Source organism: Pseudomonas sp. GL-RE-26 (assembly GCF_019956275.1).
Classification (GTDB): Bacteria; Pseudomonadota; Gammaproteobacteria; order Pseudomonadales; family Pseudomonadaceae; genus Aquipseudomonas; species Aquipseudomonas grandcourensis.
In genome coordinates this window covers 16,069-35,556 of the sequence record NZ_JAHBDI010000037.1, presented here as the reverse complement: position 1 = coordinate 35,556, position 19,488 = coordinate 16,069, and the positions used below count along the sequence as shown (strand labels likewise).

Here is a 19,488-nt window from a genome sequence, read left to right as displayed (position 1 = left end):
GTCGAACCCCATGCCCCTCCCCACCCACGTACGCATTGTCGAAGTCGGCCCACGCGATGGCCTGCAAAATGAAGCCCAACCCATCAGTGTTACCGACAAAGTGCAACTGGTCGACGCGCTGACCGCAGCCGGGCTCGGCTATATAGAAGTCGGCAGTTTCGTGTCGCCCAAGTGGGTGCCGCAGATGGCCGGCTCCGCCGAGGTCTTCGCGCAGATCCAACGCAAACCGGGTGTGGTCTACGGCGCACTCGCCCCCAACCTGCGCGGTTTCGAAGACGCCCTCGCCGCCGGAGTCAAGGAAGTGGCCGTGTTCGCGGCGGCATCCGAAGCGTTTTCCCAGCGCAACATCAATTGCTCGATCAGCGAAAGCCTGGAGCGTTTCGGGCCGATCATGGAGGCCGCCAGACAACATGGTGTAACAGTGCGCGGGTATGTGTCCTGCGTGCTGGGCTGCCCCTATGAAGGTAACGTCGCCCCGGAGCAGGTCGCCGTGGTCGCTCGCGAGTTGTATGCCATGGGCTGCTATGAGGTTTCGCTGGGGGACACCATCGGCACCGGCACCGCTGGCGCAACCCGCAGGATGTTTGAAGTGGTATCGAAGCAGGTGCCCCGGGAGAAACTCGCAGGTCACTTCCACGACACCTACGGCCAGGCTGTGGCCAACATCTACGCCAGCCTGCTGGAAGGCATCTCGGTGTTCGACAGCTCCATCGCCGGTCTGGGCGGCTGCCCCTATGCCAAGGGCGCCAGCGGTAACGTCGCCACCGAAGACGTGGTTTACCTGCTCAACGGCCTGGGCATCGACACCGGAATCGACCTCGACGCCTTGATGCTCGCCGGCCAGCAGATTTGCACGGTATTGGGTCGCCCTACCGGTTCCCGCGTAGCCAGGGCCCGCAGCGCACAGTGAATGCGCTGAGTGTGTCCGGGTGTTACCGCTGAGTCTGAAACGTGGGCGCAAGCGAGTAACACGGAAACAAAATCTAGGGTTTTGCCTGACGCGTAAAACCCTACAAATTTGTAAATAGTTGATTTTAAAGGCTTTTAAAAAGTTGGCACGCCTCCTGCTATATCTATCGCACAACAAGAATAAAAAAATTGCGGCAAACCTAATAAAAACAAGACGTAACGACTCTGACATAACAAAAACAACACGGCAGAGACGCAGCTAACAGATTTTTTTGGAGAAGATGTGCTTTTCAGGGTGCTTTTCGGAGTTACCCGCAACCGGACAGAGAATAATAAAACTACCTTCAGGTAGCTCCCGTACTGGTTGGATCGCTCAGCGAGAAAGTAGATCAGCGCTCAAAAAAATACGTTTGCTCTTGATCCCGAATGGGGATCGCCAAAAACAGCGGTAAAGGGCAACGGTTGCCAAAAACAAAAACAGACCGACCCTCAATAATAAAAAAAGAGCACGCGCAACGAAAATTAAAGGGGAGCTTCGGCTCCCCTTTGTGCTGTCTGGCATTCGTGTTTGACACCAATCCCTGTGGGAGCGAGCTTGCTCGCGATGGCGGCGGATCAGTCAGCACAAATGTTGAATGTCACACCTTCATCGCGAGCAAGCTCGCTCCCACAGGGGATTGTGGTCAGCCCCGGGTCCCGCGCAACTCCTCGATACTGATCTCGCGCATCCGGAATTTCTGGATCTTGCCGGTCACCGTCATCGGAAACTCCTCGACGAACTTGAAGTAACGTGGCGTCTTGAAGTGCGCGATGCGCTCCTTGCACCAGGTTTGCAGCTCTTGCTCGGTGATGCTGTGGCCGGGGTGGAGCTTGATCCAGGCGACAATCTCTTCACCGTAGCGCGAGCAAGGAATGCCAATCACCTGCACATCCGCAACGGCCGGGTGAGTGAAGAAAAACTCTTCAAGCTCCCGTGGGTAAATATTCTCACCTCCGCGAATGATCATGTCCTTGTTGCGCCCGGCAATGCACACGTAACCCTCGTCGTTCATGCTCGCCAGGTCACCGGTGTGCATCCACCCTGCCTGATCGATGGCGTCCGCTGTGCCTTCGGGGTTGTTCCAATAGCCGAGCATCACGCTGTAACCGCGGGTGCACAGTTCGCCGATGGTGCCACGTGGCACCAGGTTGCCCGACTCGTCGATGATCTTGCTTTCCAGTTGCGGCTGCGTGCGGCCGACGGTGGTCACGCGCAGTTCCAGGTCGTCTGAAGGACCAGTCTGCAACGACACCGGACTGGTTTCCGTCATGCCGTAGGCAATCTGCACTTCGCTCATGTGCATTTCACTGATGACCCGGCGCATCACCTCGATAGGACAGGTTGCGCCTGCCATGATCCCGGTGCGCAGGCTCGACAAGTCGAACCCGACACGCTGAGGTTGATCGAGCATGGCGATAAACATGGTCGGCACACCGTACAGCGCCGTGGCTTTTTCTTCGGCCACGGTGCCGAGGGTCAGTAACGGATCGAATGCGTCGTTCGGGTAAATCATCGTACTGCCATGGGTGATGCAACCGAGGTTGCCCATGACCATGCCGAAGCAGTGATACAGCGGCACCGGGATCACCAGGCGATCGGCCGCCGTCAGACCCAGGCTCTCGCCGACCATGTAACCGTTGTTGAGAATGTTGTAGTGACTGAGGGTCGCGCCCTTGGGGAAACCGGTGGTGCCGGAGGTGTACTGGATGTTTACCGGCTGATCGAAATGCAGGCTGTCCTGGCGCTCATGCAGTTGCTCGACCGTCACACTGTCCGCCAGATCGGCCAGTTGCGACCATGGCAGGAACCCAGAAGGTGGCTGCGCATCCAGGCTGATGACGCCGCGCAGTTCCGGCAGGCGTTCACTGTGCAGTTTGCCGATGGATTGCTCGGCCAGCTCCGGCACCAGGCCTTGCAGCATCGCGTGATAGTTCGAGGACTTGAAGGCCCCGGCACACACCAGCCATTGGCAGCCGGACTGCTTCAACACGTATTCGAGTTCGGAACTGCGATAGGCGGGGTTGATGTTGACCAGGATCACGCCGATTTTTGCGGTGGCAATCTGGCTGATGCACCACTGCGCACAGTTCGGCGCCCAGATGCCCAGGCGGTCCCCGGCTTGCAGGCCCAGCGCAAGCAGTGCTCTGGCGTGCAGGTCCGCGGCCTCGGCCAATTGCCGCCAGGTGTAACGCAGCTGTTGGTGGCGCACCACCAGCGCCTCCCCGTCCTGGTACTGCGCAACCGTGTTGTCGAATGCCTGGCCAATGGTCATCGCCAGCAAGGCTTTGTCCTGGGAACCTCGGGTGTAACTGCGTTGCGGGCTTGCACTGGGTTGATCCATGACGACCCCTATTGTCTTTATTGTGTAGGAGCGCGGCTTTTTGTGGCGAGGGAGCTTGCTCCCGCTCGGCTGCGTAGCAGTCGTGAAATCAACCACCGGGATTTACCTGATGTACCCCGATCATCGATTTGCGACCGCTTCGCGCTCGAACGGGAGCAAGCTCCCTCGCCACGGAGAGCGACGCCGATCATTCAGAACTGCCTCTACTCTCGCTCAAGTTGACGTTAACGTAAAGGGTGATTGACAGCCATTCGTCACAGGCTTACGTTAACGTAAAGGTGAGAACCCATTGACAGTCTCACCAACCGACAAAAAAGCCAAAAGGTGACCCATGAGCTATCCATCCCTGAATTTTGCCCTCGGTGAAACCATCGACATGCTGCGCGATCAGGTTCAGTCCTTCGTCGCCAAAGAGATCGCCCCGCGCGCCGCTCAGATCGACATCGATAACCTGTTCCCCGCCGACCTGTGGCGCAAGTTCGGCGACATGGGCCTTTTGGGCATTACCGTGCCGGAAGAGTACGGCGGTGCCGGCCTGGGTTACCTGGCCCACGTGGTGGCCATGGAAGAAATCAGCCGTGGCTCGGCTTCGGTGGCGCTGTCCTACGGCGCGCACTCCAACCTGTGCGTCAACCAGATCAACCGCAACGGCAACCACGAACAGAAATCCAAGTACCTGCCCAAGCTGATCAGCGGCGAGCACATCGGCGCCCTGGCCATGAGCGAGCCGAATGCCGGTTCCGACGTGGTGTCGATGAAACTGCGCGCCGAGAAACGCGGCGACAAGTACGTGCTCAACGGCAGCAAGACCTGGATCACCAACGGTCCGGACGCCAACACCTACGTGATCTACGCCAAGACCGATCTGGAAAAAGGCCCTCATGGCATCACCGCCTTCATCGTCGAGCGCGACTGGAAAGGCTTCAGCCGCAGCAACAAATTCGACAAGCTCGGCATGCGCGGTTCGAACACCTGCGAGCTGTTCTTCGATGACGTTGAAGTGCCGGAAGAAAACATCCTCGGCGTACTCAACGGCGGCGTGAAAGTGCTGATGAGTGGCCTCGACTACGAGCGCGTCGTACTCTCCGGCGGCCCGACCGGGATCATGCAGGCATGCATGGACCTGATCGTGCCGTACATCCACGACCGCAAGCAGTTCGGCCAAAGCATCGGCGAATTCCAGCTGATCCAGGGCAAGGTCGCCGACATGTACACCCAACTCAACGCCAGCCGCGCCTACCTGTACGCCGTGGCCCAGGCCTGCGAGCGCGGCGAAACCACACGCAAGGACGCCGCTGGGGTGATCCTCTACAGCGCCGAACGCGCCACGCAAATGGCCCTCGACGCGATCCAGATTCTCGGTGGCAACGGCTACATCAATGAATTCCCGGCCGGCCGTCTGTTGCGTGACGCCAAGCTGTACGAAATCGGCGCGGGCACCAGTGAGATCCGTCGCATGCTGATCGGTCGCGAACTGTTTAACGAGACGAAATGAATTTCGTCAGCTGCAAGCGGCAAGCTTCAAGCGACAAGCAGAAGCGATCCTCTTGCAGCTTGAAGCTTGCCGCTTAAAGCTGCTTACGGAGTAAGCCATGATCCTGCATACCCAGCTCAACCCCCGTTCAGCGGAGTTCGCCACCAACAGTGCGGCGATGCTCAAGCAGGTCGACGCGTTGCACACCCTGCTCGCCCAAGTGGCGCAGGGTGGCGGCCCGAAGGCTCAGGAACGCCACACCTCGCGGGGCAAGCTGCTGCCTCGCGAGCGCATCAACCGCTTGCTCGATCCAGGTTCGCCGTTTCTGGAGATCAGCCAACTGGCTGCGTACGAGGTGTATGGCGAAGACGTTCCGGCAGCTGGCGTGATTGCCGGGATCGGCCGGGTAGAAGGCGTCGAATGCATGATCGTCGCCAACGACGCCACGGTGAAAGGTGGATCGTATTACCCGCTGACGGTGAAAAAGCACCTGCGCGCCCAGACCATCGCCCAGCAGAACCGTCTGCCGTGCATCTATCTGGTGGATTCGGGCGGCGCCAACCTGCCGCGCCAGGATGAAGTGTTTCCGGACCGCGAGCACTTCGGGCGGATCTTCTTCAATCAGGCCAACATGAGCGCCATGGGCATTCCGCAGATTGCCGTGGTCATGGGTTCCTGCACCGCTGGCGGCGCCTATGTACCGGCGATGGCCGACGAAGCGATCATGGTCCGCGAGCAAGCGACGATCTTCCTCGCCGGCCCACCGCTGGTGAAAGCCGCGACCGGTGAGGTGGTCAGTGCCGAAGACCTCGGCGGGGCCGATGTACATTGCAAGATTTCCGGGGTGGCCGACCATTACGCCGAGAGCGATGAACACGCCCTGGCACTGGCACGCCGCAGCGTCGCCAATCTCAACTGGCGCAAGCAAGGTGAGGTTCAGCAACGTACGCCGATCGCCCCGCTGTACAGCAGTGACGAGTTGTACGGCGTGGTCCCGGCCGACGCCAAGCAACCGTTCGACGTGCGCGAAGTGATTGCGCGGCTGGTGGATGGTTCGGTGTTCGACGAGTTCAAGGCGCTGTTCGGGACAACGCTGGTCTGCGGTTTTGCCTACCTGCATGGTTACCCGATCGCGATCCTCGCCAACAACGGCATCCTGTTCGCTGAAGCGGCGCAGAAAGGCGCGCACTTCATCGAACTGGCGTGCCAGCGCGGCATCCCGCTGCTGTTTCTGCAGAACATCACCGGCTTCATGGTCGGCCAGAAGTACGAAGCCGGCGGCATCGCCAAGCACGGCGCAAAACTGGTGACGGCTGTGGCATGCGCCAAGGTGCCGAAGTTCACCGTGATCATCGGCGGCAGTTTCGGCGCCGGTAACTATGGCATGTGCGGGCGCGCCTACGATCCGCGCTTCTTGTGGATGTGGCCGAATGCGCGCATCGGCGTGATGGGTGCCGAACAAGCGGCCGGCGTGCTGGTGCAGGTCAAGCGCGAACAGGCTGAACGCAGCGGCCAGGGTTTCAGCGCCGAGCAGGAAGCCGAGATCAAGCAACCGATCCTCGACCAATACGAAGAACAGGGTCACCCCTACTATTCCAGCGCGCGCCTGTGGGACGACGGTGTCATCGACCCGGCCCAGACCCGCGACGTACTGGCCCTGGCCTTGTCCGCGTCGTTGAACGCGCCAATCGAACCGAGCCGCTTCGGCGTGTTCCGGATGTGATCGGGAGAAGAACATGAGCGACTTCAACACCCTCGAACTGCTGACCGACCCCCGGGGGTTTGCCACCCTTTGGCTCAGCCGTGAAGAAAAAAACAACGCCTTCAATGCCGAAATGATCCGCGAACTGATCCTTGCCCTCGACAAAGTCGCGAGCGATGCCAGCCTGCGGTTCCTGATCGTGCGTGGTCGCGGCAAGCATTTCAGCGCCGGCGCCGACCTTGCCTGGATGCAGCAATCGGCCGAACTCGATTACGCCACCAACCTCGATGACGCCCGGGAGCTGGCGGAGTTGATGTACAACCTGGCCAAACTGAAAGTCCCGACCCTGGCGGTGGTGCAAGGCGCAGCCTTTGGTGGCGCCCTGGGCCTGATCAGTTGCTGCGACATGGCCATCGGCGCCGATGATGCGCAGTTCTGCCTCTCGGAAGTGCGCATCGGCCTGGCGCCAGCGGTGATCAGCCCGTTCGTGGTGCAAGCCATTGGCGAGCGCGCGACCCGTCGCTATGCCTTGACCGCCGAGCGTTTCGGTGGGCAACGGGCACGGGAAATCGGTTTGTTGTCGGAGAGTTATGCAAGTGCCGAGCTGGAACAGAAAGTCGAGCAATGGATCGACAATCTGCTGCTCAACAGTCCGGCCGCGATGCGCGCCAGCAAGGATCTGTTGCGCGAAGTCGGCGACGGCTCACTGACCCCGGCATTGCGCCGATACACCGAAAACGCCATCGCCCGCATCCGCGTCAGCCCCGAAGGCCAGGAAGGCCTGCGCGCCTTCCTGCAAAAACGTCCGCCGAGCTGGCAAGCCGAAACCACCAAGGAGCCCCGTTGATGAGCGCACCTGTCCTCACCACCCTGCTGGTGGCCAACCGTGGCGAAATCGCTTGCCGTGTGATGCGTACCGCCAAGGCCCTGGGCATGACCACCGTGGCCGTGCACAGCGCCACCGACCGTGACGCCCGGCACAGTCGCGAAGCCGACATTCGGGTCGACCTCGGCGGCAGCAAAGCCGCCGACAGTTATCTGCAGATCGACAAACTGATCGCTGCCGCCAAGGTCAGCGGCGCCCAGGCGATTCACCCCGGCTATGGCTTTTTGTCGGAGAACGCCGGGTTCGCCCGCGCCATCGAAAACGCCGGCCTGATCTTCCTCGGCCCGCCCGCCTCGGCCATCGACTCCATGGGCAGCAAGTCTGCCGCCAAAGCCTTGATGGAAACCGCCGGCGTGCCACTGGTGCCCGGTTATCACGGCGAAGCCCAGGACCTGGAAACCTTCCGCGCCGCCTGCGACCGCATCGGCTACCCGGTGTTGCTCAAGGCCACGGCCGGTGGTGGCGGCAAAGGCATGAAAGTGGTCGAGGACGTCAGCCAACTGGCCGAAGCCCTGGCCTCGGCCCAGCGTGAGGCGCAATCGTCGTTCGGCGATTCGCGGATGCTGGTGGAGAAATATCTGCTCAAGCCACGTCACGTGGAAATCCAGATTTTCGCCGACCAGCACGGCAACTGCCTGTACCTCAACGAACGTGACTGCTCGATTCAACGCCGTCACCAGAAAGTCGTCGAAGAAGCCCCGGCGCCAGGACTGAGCCCGGAGTTGCGGCGTGCCATGGGTGAAGCCGCTGTCCGTTCGGCCCAGGCCATCGGTTATGTCGGTGCCGGCACCGTGGAATTTTTGCTGGATGCGCGCGGCGAGTTCTTCTTCATGGAGATGAACACCCGCCTGCAAGTGGAACACCCGGTCACCGAAGCCATCACTGGCCTCGACCTGGTGGCCTGGCAGATTCGCGTGGCACGGGGCGAAGCCTTGCCCATGACTCAGGACCAGGTACCGCTGGTGGGCCACGCGATCGAAGTGCGGCTGTATGCCGAAGACCCGGGTAATGATTTCCTGCCGGCGACCGGTCGTCTGGAGTTGTATCGCGAATCCGCCCAAGGGCCGGGGCGTCGAGTGGACAGCGGCGTTGAAGAAGGCGACGAGATCTCGCCGTTCTACGATCCGATGCTCGGCAAGTTGATTGCCTGGGGCGAAGATCGTGAACAGGCGCGCTTGCGCCTGCTGAGCATGCTCGACGAATTCGCCATTGGCGGGCTGAAGACCAACATCAATTTCCTGCGACGCATCATCGGCCACCCGGCATTTGCCGCTGCTGAACTGGATACCGGCTTCATTCCGCGCTATCAGGAGCAGTTGCTGCCGGCGCCAGCGGAACTCAGCGATGATTTCTGGCAGGCCGCCGCCCAGGCGTTTGCCCAGAGCCAGCCGCCTGCCACCCGCGCCGATGACCCGAGTTCGCCGTGGGCGACGGGTAACGGGCTGCGCGCTGGATTGCCGAGAGAAATCACCCTTCACCTGAGCTGTGAAGGCCAGGACCGGGCGCTGACGCTGGGCGACATCAATGCCCACAGCGCTCGGCTCAAGGGCGAACATCTGCTGACCGAACAGGCGGGTGTGCGCCGTCAACACCGCGCGATACGCCGTGGCGAACATGTGTATTTGCAGTGGGATGGCGAGTTGCACCGCATCGAGGCTTACGACCCGATCAGCGCCGTCGAGGCCAGCCACAGTCATCAGGGCGGGCTGACCGCCCCCATGAACGGCAGCATCGTCCGGGTGTTGGTGGAAGCCGGGCAATCGGTCGAAGCCGGGGCGCAATTGGTGGTACTGGAAGCGATGAAGATGGAGCACAGCATCCGCGCGCCCCACGCCGGGGTGATCAAGGCGCTGTATTGCCAGGAAGGCGAAATGGTCAGCGAAGGCAGTGCACTGGTCGAACTGGAAGAAGCGTGAAATGAAGATCGGTCCTACGCATCGCGAGGACCGATCTGATCAGAACTTGGCCGTTGCCTGAACCACTACGCCGATGATTCGACATTCTTCGGTGTACAAGGCTTTCGGATACGTCGGATTGAGCGGGACCAGATAACGCTGCCCGCCCTCTTCGATGAGCTTGCGGAACGTGGCTTCGGTGCTGTCCGGCCACTGGGCAATGACCAGTTTGCCAGGCTCGGCATCCACCGCCGGGTCCACCAGGATCAGCATGCCTTCCGGGATGCTGATGCCATTAGGTGCGGTCATCGCATCGCCTGCCACTCTCAACCAGAATGCCGGCCCCCGGGCGTGGTAATCGGACAGTTCAAAGTGCCCTTTTCCATACACCGCAACCTCGCCGTCGCGCACTTCGGCAGGTTCGCGCCAGTCACTGACCGGGTAGCGAAAGTACGGGTTGTACTTTTGTGTCAGGGGAATTTCGTCGTCCGTTGACACCTGCGGTTCCCGGATCACCAGCGCCACTTCGAGAAACTCAAGGCCCAGCGCCCGCAGCACACGGTTCATGTCTTCGATGCCGGGTTCACGACGTTTGTTGAGCCAGTGGCCAATGCCGCCCTGGGACATCCCGAGGCGCTCGGCGAGTATCTCTTGAGTGATTTTGAGCTCACTCATTTTGGCCTTGACCAATTCAATCCATTTATCCATGTGCGGCACGATACGTGGGCGACTCCAGCCATCAAAACACAAAATGTAGTATTTAAATTGTCGTCACAAATACAGTTCGTATTAGGATCAATCCACGGATCTGAATCTAACACGGAGCTTGCCATCGCCATGAACCAACCCACCAATGACCGCCCGGACATGCAAATCGACAACACCTTCACCTCGCCCCTGGACTCTGCGGCGGCACAACGCGCGCTGGACTATTACTTGAAACCAGCTATTTCGGAGGAAGTGGCCGAGCCGCGTTTTTTTGATGTGAACCGCAATATCAGCGGCGAAGAGGCGCTGGTCCATGCCCTGGACCTGTTGCGCTGTGCTGCCGCCACCGCGTACGAGTCAGCCAGTCACCTGCAAGGCGCAAACCGCGACCTGGCGTTTTCGACGGTGCACATGATCGACATGGCCAAGGCGATGGTCGATCGATCGCTGGAGAAGTATGAAAACGGTTGAGGTGAGAAGGCAAATCGAGAGGACAGGAAAGAGTTTTCCTTTCGCGCAGGTAAAAACGCTTGATCTTCAAACGAGAATGATTATTATTTCACCAACTGGTCGCGAGATCAGTCGATGGACCAGGTGACCTTAGGTCGGTCTCCTGGACTATCTCCTCATCAGGCTAATCACGGTTTTTGACCCGGCTTTTTGCCGGGTCTTTTTTTGCCAGTTTTTCCTGGCTTTGGCTTCAGGCTAATGAAGTCTTTGGGTGCCGCAAATTCGATGGCGCGGATGATATCAAAAGAATGCCGGTTGGCGAGAGAAGCCCGGCATCATTGGTTCAAACCAGCGACAGATAGCACTTGAGAATCAGTCGCACAGTCTCTAAGCTGCGGCGGCGTCAAGGAGGACGCCCCCCACCTCTGCACCCCGCAATTTCCCTCGGTTTCACCCCACTCTTGCGTGTAAAGTAGCCGCCATAAAAAATCATATTCAGGACCCGATTATGGCCGTGGCTAAATCCTCTTTCGACATCAGTGCCAACTTCGACAGCGGCAACATCCAGGTGATCGACCTCAGCGACCCGCTCAAGCCCCTGCTGGCGATCCGCCCTGATACCAAAAGCAACCATTTCCAATGGTTCCACTTCAAGGCCAGCGGCCTGCATGTCGGCCAGGAGCACTGGTTTCGCCTGAACAATGCCAGCCAATCCTCCTATAACAAGGCCTGGACCGGCTATCAGGCGGTGGCATCCTACGATCACGTCAACTGGTTCCGCATACCGACCATCTTCGAAGGCGACTGCCTGCGCTTCAGCCTCGAAGCTGAGCAGACCCACGCCTGGTTCGCCTACTTCGAACCCTACAGCCGTGGTCGCCACGACTGGCTGATCGAGCAGGCGCTGACCAAGGCCGGCACCGAACTGCTGGCCACCGGCAAGAGTGTCGAAGGGCGCGACATCCAGTTATTGCGCAAAGGCACCGGTGCCGAAGGCCAGCGCAAAGTGTGGATCATCGCCCAGCAACATCCGGGCGAGCACATGGCCGAGTGGTTCATGGAAGGCGTGATCGAGCGCCTGGAAAAGCACGACGACCCGGTGCTGAACAAACTGCTGGCCAGCGCCGACCTGTACCTGGTGCCAAACATGAACCCGGATGGCGCGTTCCACGGTCACCTGCGCACCAACGCCATGGGCCAGGACCTGAACCGCGCCTGGCAGAACGCCAGCCAGGAAATCAGCCCGGAAGTCTTTTTCGTACAGCAGCAGATGGAAAAGTACGGCGTCGATCTGTTCCTCGACGCTCACGGTGATGAGGAAATTCCTCACGTGTTCACCGCCGGTTGCGAAGGTAATCCAGGCTACACGCCACGGATCGAAAAGCTCGAAGAACAATTCCGCAGCCACCTGAAGCACACCACCAAAGACTTCCAGACCAAGTACGGCTACACCCGCGACGAGCCGGGCCAGGCCAACATGACGCTGGCCTGCAACAGCGTGGGCCAGAAGTACGACTGCCTGTCGCTGACCCTGGAAATGCCGTTCAAGGATCACGACGATCATCCGAATCCGTTGACGGGCTGGTCGGGCAAGCGCTCGAAGCAGTTGGGCAAGGATGTTTTAACGACTGTGGCGGATATGGTTGATACGCTGCGTTAAATCCTCACTAAAAACAAACATGACCTATTAAGAGGTCATGTTTGTTTTTCCAAAATCAAAATACACGCCGGAAGAAAGACCTCTATACGAAACCTCTCATCATTCCAACATAAAATTTAGTAAGGCTTAGCGGTTACAACATTGCTATTCGGAGATCTCCCCCCACCAGCATAAACTGCAACCAAATGATAAGGCCTAAGACCACTAGGAACATTAACAATCGTTCCACTCAGCGTTGAGAATTCACCGTATTTTTTTGGCGGCAGCAATATATCATCCCGCCCCCATATTTCATACTTCACAGCACGCGGAGATTGATCCCAGACAAAACTGATACTTCCATAGGAATTATTATCAGACCGGAATCCTGTAGGGGGTTTCGGAGTAAAATGGGCATAGGATGAAAGTCGTTCAGCATTCTCGCGCCAGACTCTGGCCATATCGGCAGTCGCCGCGTCACCTAGTGGTAAGTTGAAAGCATCTCTGAGATCGGGATTCGAGTAATACGGAAAAAAAGTACCACATTGAGCAGTGCCTGTCTTACCATTATCGTAACCATAGCCATAAGGAACAGATGCACCTCCATCCTTGTGGCAATGTACACCTCCGACATTATGCCCAACCTCATGGCGAAACAATTCTGGGGTAGGCACTCCAATTGCAAGATTACTTGATATGTATGCAATACCACCAGCAACATCCCCCTCATGCTGACCAAACGCACCGTAAATCATATCCGGTTCAAACTCCGCTATACCTGCGGCAAAAATACTGCGCAACTCGGATAATGTTTGACCGCTAATATAATAATCGTGCTCAACTATTTGCGTCCCAACCAGCCTCATCGAAACACCAGACACGAGAGAATTGCGTAGTACTAAATTTAGATTCTCCACTAAAGATAATGCATGAGCATGAACACCCCCTCCAACCCAGTTAGCAGCATTTCGCGAATAGCCAACAAACATATCAATGACATATGGCGCTGCAACCTCGGAGGACTTCGATTTTGTGGGTACTGTTTTTTGTTTTTCTACTACAGCATCCGATAATGGGTAATGCTGACGAGAATATTGAATAAAACGCGCCTCACCTCTTTTATTGATCACCAGCAAACCACTTTTGTCGGGTTGCTCAATCTGCGCCGTAAGACTGCCATCGGTAGACCTGACCGTAACCAATGCCCCCACCGACTTATCCGGCATCCTCAAATTCCCGCTCTCAACGGTATAACCATCAATCACCTTCGAACTCGACCGTTCAAACACCCCCGGTTTAATTGCGTCCGCATACAATTCTGCCGTCGTTTTACTCGCCACATTCTCCACAACCCAACTTTTCGGCCCAACAGGATCTGGCGGAGACGAATGCACGCAGGCCCCGAGCAACCCGGCCAATGACACAATCGACAGCGCCAAAGAAACACGCCGCATGAACCACATATCTGCATTTTTGAACATGACCTGACTCCCTGAATAACACGATCAGTGCTGTTGGACTGACCTCATTGGGGGCCACTGCAGTCTGCGAGCATTGAGCGCGCTTTTTTAGGGAAGCGAAACTGTCAAAGTTGACAGGTGCGCGAGCCGTTCTCAGCAAAAAAAAGGCTCGTAATACCCTTTTGAATCACCCGCGATCCTTGCCCCGCAACATGCTGTCCAGCACATCATCCCGCCGCACCCAGCCGTGAAACAACGCGGCCGCCAAATGCAGCAACACCGTCAGAAACAGCAGGTACGCCAGATACCCATGGGCCTTGCGTAAAAACGCAAACAGCTGCGCGTTCGCCGGCACAATCGATGGCAACTGCAACGAACTGCTGAGCATCACCGGCTCGCCCGATGCCGAAATCATCGCCCAGCCCAGCAGCGGCAAGACCAGCATCAATGCATACAACAAGACATGCGAAGCTTTGGCCGCCAGTACTTGCACACCCGGCAGATCCGCCGGCAGCGGCGGTTGCGTGGTGGAGAAACGCACCACCAGCCGCACGATCACCAGCAGCAAGATCGCGACGCCCAAGGGTTTGTGCAGATGAATCAGCCATTCATGCCGCTCAGAGACTGAGGCAACCATACCGGCGCCGATAAACAGCATGGCGATGATCATCAGCGCCATCAGCCAGTGCAGCAGACGCGCCAATGGAGCGAAGTGGTTCGGTTGAGTGCTCATTGCTGGGCCTCCTGTTTGGCGGCGGGCAACTGGCTGACTTCGCTCGTGCGACGCAGGTAGGAATTGGCGTAACCGGCTGAGCGAGCGGCGAGCAACGGGTCGTCGGAACCTTCGATGCCAGCGGGCAATACCAATGGGTCGTAGTTGATGTCACGGCATTCGCCATTGAGCTGCGGCTGAGTTTTTTCCAGCACCAGGGTGCCCGCGTTCAACACTTTGCGCCCGTCGGGCCAGGCTTTGCTGGCGTCGTTCACTGGATCGCCAGGATTGGCCAGGATGATGTTCAACTGCCAACGCAATGGCCCTGCGGCAATGCGCTGAACCAGGTCTTTCTCCAGAAAATCGGTCCCCTCCAGCGCCGCAGCCCCCGGCGCATCTTGAGCCACCGGCACCATGCTCCAGCGCACGGCCTGACGCTGTCCGGTGGCGCTCACCAGATAGAACGCGTTGACGCTGTTATAGGTCTCCGTGACGTAACTGGCTGACGGCTTGGCGGTCTTGATCCAGGCCAGGAACGGTGCGGCTTCCGGATGCGCACCGAAAAACGCCGGAACCGCCGTAGGGTTCGGCTTGCCGGTAGCCGGGTCCGGTGACTGCGCCTGCTGCAATTGATAGAACGCCTCGGGCGTGCCGACCGGGAACACCGGCATGCTGTTCATCCCGGTGCGCCATTGCTGGCCGTTGGCCTGATTGAAGCGCAATGCCAAGCTGCGGATCGGCACGGCACTGTCCGGTGCATAGGGGTTTCCGGCCGGCAAGGCAAAACGCCCGACCACCGGCGTCCGCGCTTCGTTGAACACCTGGGCGGTGGAATAGCTGCGCGCCTCACCGCTGCTCTCGAAATGCCCGATCACGCACACGCCTTTGGAATGGTTGCGACGGAAACCCGGATGCACGCCGTTGTTGGTTTCCAGCACGTTGATCAGTTTCTTCGGGGTCAGGCGCTGTGGGTCAAAGGTGCCGTTGACGTAGGCAAACGCCCCAGCCACAACGGCAACGACCACGGCAATGCCAGCCAGGCGCAACGTCAGGCTCGCCGCACTCAAGGGTGGCCGGGTTGGCGGTGATGATCGATCTACCATGAAAGACTCCAGGGCCATCGGCCACAAGTGAGAAGAATCAAGCAGACGAACCCCACGCAGGTTTATTCCCACGCGCGGTTTTTATTTTTTCTGACGTGGAATAACCTCGAATGCCGGGCGTCTTCCTGGTCCACAGTCCAGCGTAGTGACTAGCCAGAACTTCATGAACGATATCGACGAACAACTCAGAGAAATCATTCCCGGAATGCGGCGGTTTGCCGTGTCGTTGACGCGCAACACCAGCAGCGCTGACGACCTGGTGCAGGCGAGCCTGGAGCGGGCACTCTCGAGTTGGGCTGGCAAACGCGCCGAGGGCGACTTGCGCGCCTGGCTGTTCTCGATTCTCTATCGGCAGTTTCTCGATGCGCACCGCCGCTCCCGGCGCTATGCGCGCATGCTCGAGTTCTTCACCGGGCGTGACGATGCCCAGCCCTCGGTGGAGCGCACCGTGATTGCACAATCGACCCTCAACGCCTTCGACCGGCTGCCCACCGAGCAACGCGCGCTGCTGCTCTGGGTGTCGGTGGAAGGCTTGAGTTACAAAGAGGTCGCCGAGATTCTCGACGTACCCACCGGCACCGTGATGTCCCGCCTGTCCCGGGCTCGCCAGGCCCTGCGCCAACTCAGCGAAGGCGAAATCAATCGCCCTTCCCTGCGGAGACTCAAATGATCAGCATGCCCCCCAGCGAGCGAGACCTGCACGCCTACGTCGACCACCAACTGAGCGACGCTGACCGACGCCTGGTCGAGACCTTTCTGGCCACTGACCCGCAGGTGGCCGCGCAAGTGCGCGCCTGGCAGCAGGATGCCCAGACACTGCGTGCAGCCCTGAGTGGTGCCTTGCAACAACCCTCGAACCCGGACCTGGATCCGGCGGTGATACGCCAGCGCCTCAAACGCCAATCCCGTCGACACCTGGCCAGTGCCGCGGTGTTGCTCATCGCCGTCAGCGTCGGCGGTTTCAGCGGTTGGCAAGCGCGGGAGATGACACTGGCGAGCCCCCAACTGCCGATGACCGATGCCCTGCAGGCGTATCGCCTGATTGCCCAGCAAGGCCTCCTGCCGGCGGATTACCAGGCCAGTGACAACGGCGACATGCAGGGTTGGCTCGACCGCTACTTCACCCAGGCCAATCGCCTGCCCGACCTCTCGGGTGCCGGGTTCAAGCCGGCCAGCGGGCGTTTGCTGAGTACCGAGCAAGGCCCTGCGGCAATGGTGGTCTACGAGGATCAGAGTGGGCAGAAAATCAGTTTCTATGTGCGCCCGCCAGGGCCGAAAAACTTTCTGCTGCCAAGGGGCAGTCGCAGTGATGGCGAGTTGCAGGCCGAGTACTGGTCGGGAAGTGGCTACAACTATGCGATGGTCAGCCCGGCGGATACACCGGCGGCGCGGATGCTCAGCAAAACCGCACAGTTTTGAACGATACGCCGACACCGCTGGAAGCAGATTCCCTGCTCTGGTTACACTATCGCGCCGCAGCACAAAGAGCCCGCCCGCACACCAGAGGTGATACCCCAGTGGCCGTTCGACCGCCCAACCGATCGCCAATCAAATCGCGCTGGCAAACGTTGCGTCGCCTTCTCGGCAAGGTACCGGCTGCCGGCAGCGCCGCGGCAGGCCAAGTCATTCACGACTACTTTCGCCATCAGGCCCATGCCCAGGGCTACACCCTCAGTCACAGCCAACAGCGGGTGATCGACTGCATGGCCCGGCATGCCTGCATGCTGATGGGCACTGCGCCGAAACCCCTTCCCGGCCTTTACCTGCATGGTGCCGTGGGGCGTGGCAAAAGCTGGTTGCTCGACGGTTTTTTCCGGGCCATTCCCCTCGCGCAAAAACAACGCCTGCACTTCCATCAGTTTTTCGCCCAACTGCACCAGGGCATGTTCGAACACCGCGAACAGGCCGACGCCCTGGCGATCGCCCTCGATGAACTGCTCAGTGATTGCCGGGTGCTGTGTTTCGATGAGTTCCATGTGCACGACATCGGCGATGCGATGCTCATCACCCGGTTGTTCAAGGCGCTGTTTCAGCGCGGCATCCTGTTGCTGATCACCTCCAATTACCCGCCCGAAGGCCTGCTGCCCAATCCGCTGTACCACGCACGCTTCAAACCGGTGATCGACCTGATCAATGCGCGCATGCAGGTGATGGAAGTCGGCGGGCCCCACGACTATCGCAGCCAGGCCCGGACCCATGCGCATCAGTTGTTCACTCAAGGTCACTACGTCTGGCCGGCGAGCGTGGCGCAACGACAATCGCTGAGCCTGCCCAGGCGCAATGCCCCACCTGTTTCGTTGCCGGTGGGCACCCGGCATTTGCGAGCGCGCTTGTGCGAAGGGCGCGACATCGGTTTTACCTTCACCGATTTGTGCGATCAGCCCACGGCGGTGATGGATTATCTGGAACTGTGCCGCCAGTTCGACCGCTGGATCATCGATGAACTGCCACTGCTGGGCGATTGCACGATTGCCGCCCAGCAGCGCTTTATCAATCTCATCGACGTGCTGTACGACCAGGACAAGCACCTGACGTTGCTCGGGCAGCACTCATTGCGCGAAAGCCTGGATGGCGATGCCATTGATCTGGCGCGCACCCGCAGCCGACTGGGGCAACTGGTCGAAGTCAGCGAGCCGGTCTGATCGATAGCTTTTTGTTGCGTAGACTGACCCCTTCGCGAGCAGGTCGAATCGTCGCACCGTCGCTCCTACAATGGATTTGTGTGGGAGCGAGCCTGCTCGCGAAGGCGACCTGACAGTCGCCACATCTTTCCCGCTATCATGTCGCCCATTTCCAGGGCCCCGCGCCCTCCCCTTGGTTAATGGCGAATCTGTTCATGCATACCCTTGCTCAATTGCGCGCCGGCGAGTTGTCGGGCATCACGCGGCTGGATCTGGTTGAAGGACTGACCGAGTTTCCCCGGGAGATCTTCGACCTGGCGGATTCGCTGGAGGTGCTCAACCTCAGCGGCAATGCCCTGAGCGCGCTGCCAGAGGATTTGCATCGCCTGACCCGTTTGCGCGTGCTGTTCTGCTCCGATAACCGTTTCACCGAGTTGCCGGCCTGTGTTGGCCAATGCGCCGCACTGACGATGATCGGCTTCAAGGCCAACCGCATCGCCCAGGTGCCCGCCGCGGCACTCCCACCGCTACTGCGCTGGCTGATCCTCACCGACAATTGCATCGAGACGCTGCCAAGCGAGTTGGGAGAGCGGCCATACCTGCAAAAACTCATGCTTGCCGGTAACCGCCTGCAGGCGCTGCCGGAGTCGATGCGCAATTGTCATCGGCTGGAGCTGATCCGCATCGCCGCCAACCAGTTCACCGACTTGCCACAATGGCTGCTGACGCTGCCGAGCCTGACCTGGCTGGCCTACGCCGGCAATCCGCTGGAAACCGAAGCCGATGCCGCCGCCCTCGACACCACACCGCGCATTGACTGGTCGGCATTGCACCTGGAGAAAAAACTCGGCGAAGGGGCGTCCGGGGTGATTCATCAGGCCGTCTGGCAACTGGCCGACCAACCGGCCACGCCAGTCGCGGTGAAGCTCTACAAGGGCGAAATGACCAGCGATGGCTCGCCACTGCACGAGATGAACGCCTGCATCACCGCCGGGCTGCACCCGAACCTGATTCGCGTCGAAGGGCAGATTGTCGATCACCCGCAACAAACCGCCGGGCTGGTCATGCAGTTGATCCCGCCGAGTTTTCTCAACCTCGCGAGCCTGCCGAGCCTGGCGTCGTGCAGCCGCGACATTTATGCCGATGACTTGCGTTTCAGTGCCTCGGTGGCGTTGCGCATTGCCTCGGGCATTGCCTCGGTGGCCGAACACCTGCACAACCACGGCATTACCCATGGCGACCTCTACGGGCACAATATTCTGTGGAATGAGCAGGGCGATTGCTTGCTGGGGGATTTTGGCGCGGCATCGTTCCACGAGATTTCCGACAGCCTGGAAAGCCGTGCCTTGCAACGGATCGAGGTGCGGGCATTCGGGGTGCTGCTGGGGGAATTGCTGGCGCGAATCGACTCGGGGTTGAGCGATGAACTGCGTGGGGTGCTGGAGGATCTGAAGCGGCGTTGCTGCCAGCCGCAGGTGCTGGAGCGGCCTGGGTTTGATGGAGTTGTTCAGGAATTAGCTGAATTCAAACTGTAAATACAAAACAATG

General features: G+C 59.3%; 16 protein-coding genes. 11 read left to right on the top strand and 5 right to left on the bottom strand.

All coding sequences use genetic code 11. From position 1 onward, the window contains the following. Positions 1-10 precede the first annotated feature (10 nt). Complete coding sequence (locus tag KGB07_RS21210) at positions 11-910, top strand: hydroxymethylglutaryl-CoA lyase (protein ID WP_046037803.1); 900 nt, start codon at positions 11-13, stop codon at positions 908-910. A gap of 682 nt (positions 911-1,592) precedes the next feature. Here the strand turns inward: KGB07_RS21210 and KGB07_RS21205 are convergent. Then, entirely contained in the window at positions 1,593-3,290 is a 1,698-nt protein-coding gene (locus KGB07_RS21205; RefSeq protein WP_046037801.1) for an AMP-binding protein, read from the bottom strand. Between the two features lie 331 nt (positions 3,291-3,621). Between KGB07_RS21205 and KGB07_RS21200 the strand changes: the two genes are divergently transcribed. The 4 genes from KGB07_RS21200 to KGB07_RS21185 all read left to right on the top strand — a co-directional run bounded on the left by KGB07_RS21200 (position 3,622) and on the right by KGB07_RS21185 (position 9,268). Further along, the gene (locus tag KGB07_RS21200; protein WP_046037799.1) at positions 3,622-4,785 is read left to right on the top strand and encodes an isovaleryl-CoA dehydrogenase; all 1,164 of its coding nucleotides are present in this window, start codon (positions 3,622-3,624) and stop codon (positions 4,783-4,785) included. A gap of 97 nt (positions 4,786-4,882) precedes the next feature. Next, positions 4,883-6,487 (top strand): carboxyl transferase domain-containing protein, encoded by a 1,605-nt coding sequence (locus KGB07_RS21195; protein ID WP_223466472.1) that lies wholly within the window; start codon positions 4,883-4,885, stop codon positions 6,485-6,487. A gap of 13 nt (positions 6,488-6,500) precedes the next feature. Beyond that, positions 6,501-7,313, top strand: a complete 813-nt coding sequence (locus KGB07_RS21190; RefSeq protein WP_085718284.1) for a gamma-carboxygeranoyl-CoA hydratase — start codon at positions 6,501-6,503, stop codon at positions 7,311-7,313. Then, the gene (locus tag KGB07_RS21185; RefSeq protein ID WP_046037795.1) at positions 7,313-9,268 is read left to right on the top strand and encodes an acetyl/propionyl/methylcrotonyl-CoA carboxylase subunit alpha; all 1,956 of its coding nucleotides are present in this window, start codon (positions 7,313-7,315) and stop codon (positions 9,266-9,268) included. Before KGB07_RS21190 ends, KGB07_RS21185 begins: the two co-directional genes overlap by 1 nt. A 39-nt stretch (positions 9,269-9,307) precedes the next feature. Here KGB07_RS21185 and KGB07_RS21180 read toward each other — a convergent pair whose 3' ends face one another. Continuing rightward, positions 9,308-9,955 carry a LexA family protein gene (locus KGB07_RS21180; RefSeq protein ID WP_046037793.1) on the bottom strand — a complete coding sequence of 216 codons (648 nt, stop codon included), beginning with the start codon at positions 9,953-9,955 and terminating at the stop codon, positions 9,308-9,310. 129 nt (positions 9,956-10,084) lie between these two features. Here KGB07_RS21180 and KGB07_RS21175 point away from each other — a divergent pair, with 129 nt between their 5' ends. Next, positions 10,085-10,426, top strand: a complete 342-nt coding sequence (locus KGB07_RS21175; protein ID WP_046037792.1) for a DUF6124 family protein — start codon at positions 10,085-10,087, stop codon at positions 10,424-10,426. Positions 10,427-10,913: 487 nt separating this feature from the next. Further along, a complete protein-coding gene (locus KGB07_RS21170; protein WP_223466471.1) occupies positions 10,914-12,065 on the top strand; it encodes a M14-type cytosolic carboxypeptidase in 1,152 nt (383 codons plus the stop codon). Between the two features lie 116 nt (positions 12,066-12,181). Here the strand turns inward: KGB07_RS21170 and KGB07_RS21165 are convergent, their stop codons facing one another. From KGB07_RS21165 to KGB07_RS21155, 3 genes are all read right to left on the bottom strand, one after another. Further along, positions 12,182-13,525, bottom strand: a complete 1,344-nt coding sequence (locus KGB07_RS21165) for a hypothetical protein (protein ID WP_080925246.1) — start codon at positions 13,523-13,525, stop codon at positions 12,182-12,184. A gap of 166 nt (positions 13,526-13,691) precedes the next feature. Next, on the bottom strand, positions 13,692-14,237 hold the full coding sequence (locus KGB07_RS21160) for a cytochrome b (RefSeq protein ID WP_223466469.1): 546 nt from the start codon (positions 14,235-14,237) through the stop codon (positions 13,692-13,694). Then, entirely contained in the window at positions 14,234-15,319 is a 1,086-nt protein-coding gene (locus tag KGB07_RS21155; protein WP_223466468.1) for a catalase family peroxidase, read from the bottom strand. Before KGB07_RS21155 ends, KGB07_RS21160 begins: the two co-directional genes overlap by 4 nt. Positions 15,320-15,482: 163 nt before the next feature. Between KGB07_RS21155 and KGB07_RS21150 the strand changes: the two genes are divergently transcribed. The 4 genes from KGB07_RS21150 (at position 15,483) to KGB07_RS21135 (ending at position 19,475) form a co-directional block, all read left to right on the top strand. Further along, positions 15,483-15,989 (top strand): sigma-70 family RNA polymerase sigma factor, encoded by a 507-nt coding sequence (locus KGB07_RS21150; RefSeq protein ID WP_046037786.1) that lies wholly within the window; start codon positions 15,483-15,485, stop codon positions 15,987-15,989. Beyond that, entirely contained in the window at positions 15,986-16,738 is a 753-nt protein-coding gene (locus tag KGB07_RS21145; protein WP_223466467.1) for an anti-sigma factor family protein, read from the top strand. Before KGB07_RS21150 ends, KGB07_RS21145 begins: the two co-directional genes overlap by 4 nt. Before the next feature lie 98 nt (positions 16,739-16,836). Further along, positions 16,837-17,961, top strand: a complete 1,125-nt coding sequence (gene zapE / locus KGB07_RS21140; protein ID WP_223466465.1) for a cell division protein ZapE — start codon at positions 16,837-16,839, stop codon at positions 17,959-17,961. Between the two features lie 194 nt (positions 17,962-18,155). Further along, positions 18,156-19,475 (top strand): leucine-rich repeat-containing protein kinase family protein, encoded by a 1,320-nt coding sequence (locus tag KGB07_RS21135; protein WP_223466464.1) that lies wholly within the window; start codon positions 18,156-18,158, stop codon positions 19,473-19,475. Positions 19,476-19,488: the final 13 nt, after the last annotated feature.

Coding starts and splice junctions, on each gene's coding strand:
- KGB07_RS21135 (WP_223466464.1), top strand. CDS start 18,156: ATGCATACCCTTGCTCAATTGCGCGCCGGCGAGTTGTCGGGCATCACG.
- KGB07_RS21155 (WP_223466468.1), bottom strand. CDS start 15,319: ATGGTAGATCGATCATCACCGCCAACCCGGCCACCCTTGAGTGCGGCG.
- KGB07_RS21185 (WP_046037795.1), top strand. CDS start 7,313: ATGAGCGCACCTGTCCTCACCACCCTGCTGGTGGCCAACCGTGGCGAA.
- KGB07_RS21205 (WP_046037801.1), bottom strand. CDS start 3,290: ATGGATCAACCCAGTGCAAGCCCGCAACGCAGTTACACCCGAGGTTCC.
- KGB07_RS21200 (WP_046037799.1), top strand. CDS start 3,622: ATGAGCTATCCATCCCTGAATTTTGCCCTCGGTGAAACCATCGACATG.
- KGB07_RS21145 (WP_223466467.1), top strand. CDS start 15,986: ATGATCAGCATGCCCCCCAGCGAGCGAGACCTGCACGCCTACGTCGAC.
- KGB07_RS21170 (WP_223466471.1), top strand. CDS start 10,914: ATGGCCGTGGCTAAATCCTCTTTCGACATCAGTGCCAACTTCGACAGC.
- KGB07_RS21195 (WP_223466472.1), top strand. CDS start 4,883: ATGATCCTGCATACCCAGCTCAACCCCCGTTCAGCGGAGTTCGCCACC.
- KGB07_RS21165 (WP_080925246.1), bottom strand. CDS start 13,525: ATGTTCAAAAATGCAGATATGTGGTTCATGCGGCGTGTTTCTTTGGCG.
- KGB07_RS21210 (WP_046037803.1), top strand. CDS start 11: ATGCCCCTCCCCACCCACGTACGCATTGTCGAAGTCGGCCCACGCGAT.
- KGB07_RS21180 (WP_046037793.1), bottom strand. CDS start 9,955: ATGGATAAATGGATTGAATTGGTCAAGGCCAAAATGAGTGAGCTCAAA.
- KGB07_RS21190 (WP_085718284.1), top strand. CDS start 6,501: ATGAGCGACTTCAACACCCTCGAACTGCTGACCGACCCCCGGGGGTTT.
- KGB07_RS21150 (WP_046037786.1), top strand. CDS start 15,483: ATGAACGATATCGACGAACAACTCAGAGAAATCATTCCCGGAATGCGG.
- KGB07_RS21175 (WP_046037792.1), top strand. CDS start 10,085: ATGAACCAACCCACCAATGACCGCCCGGACATGCAAATCGACAACACC.
- KGB07_RS21160 (WP_223466469.1), bottom strand. CDS start 14,237: ATGAGCACTCAACCGAACCACTTCGCTCCATTGGCGCGTCTGCTGCAC.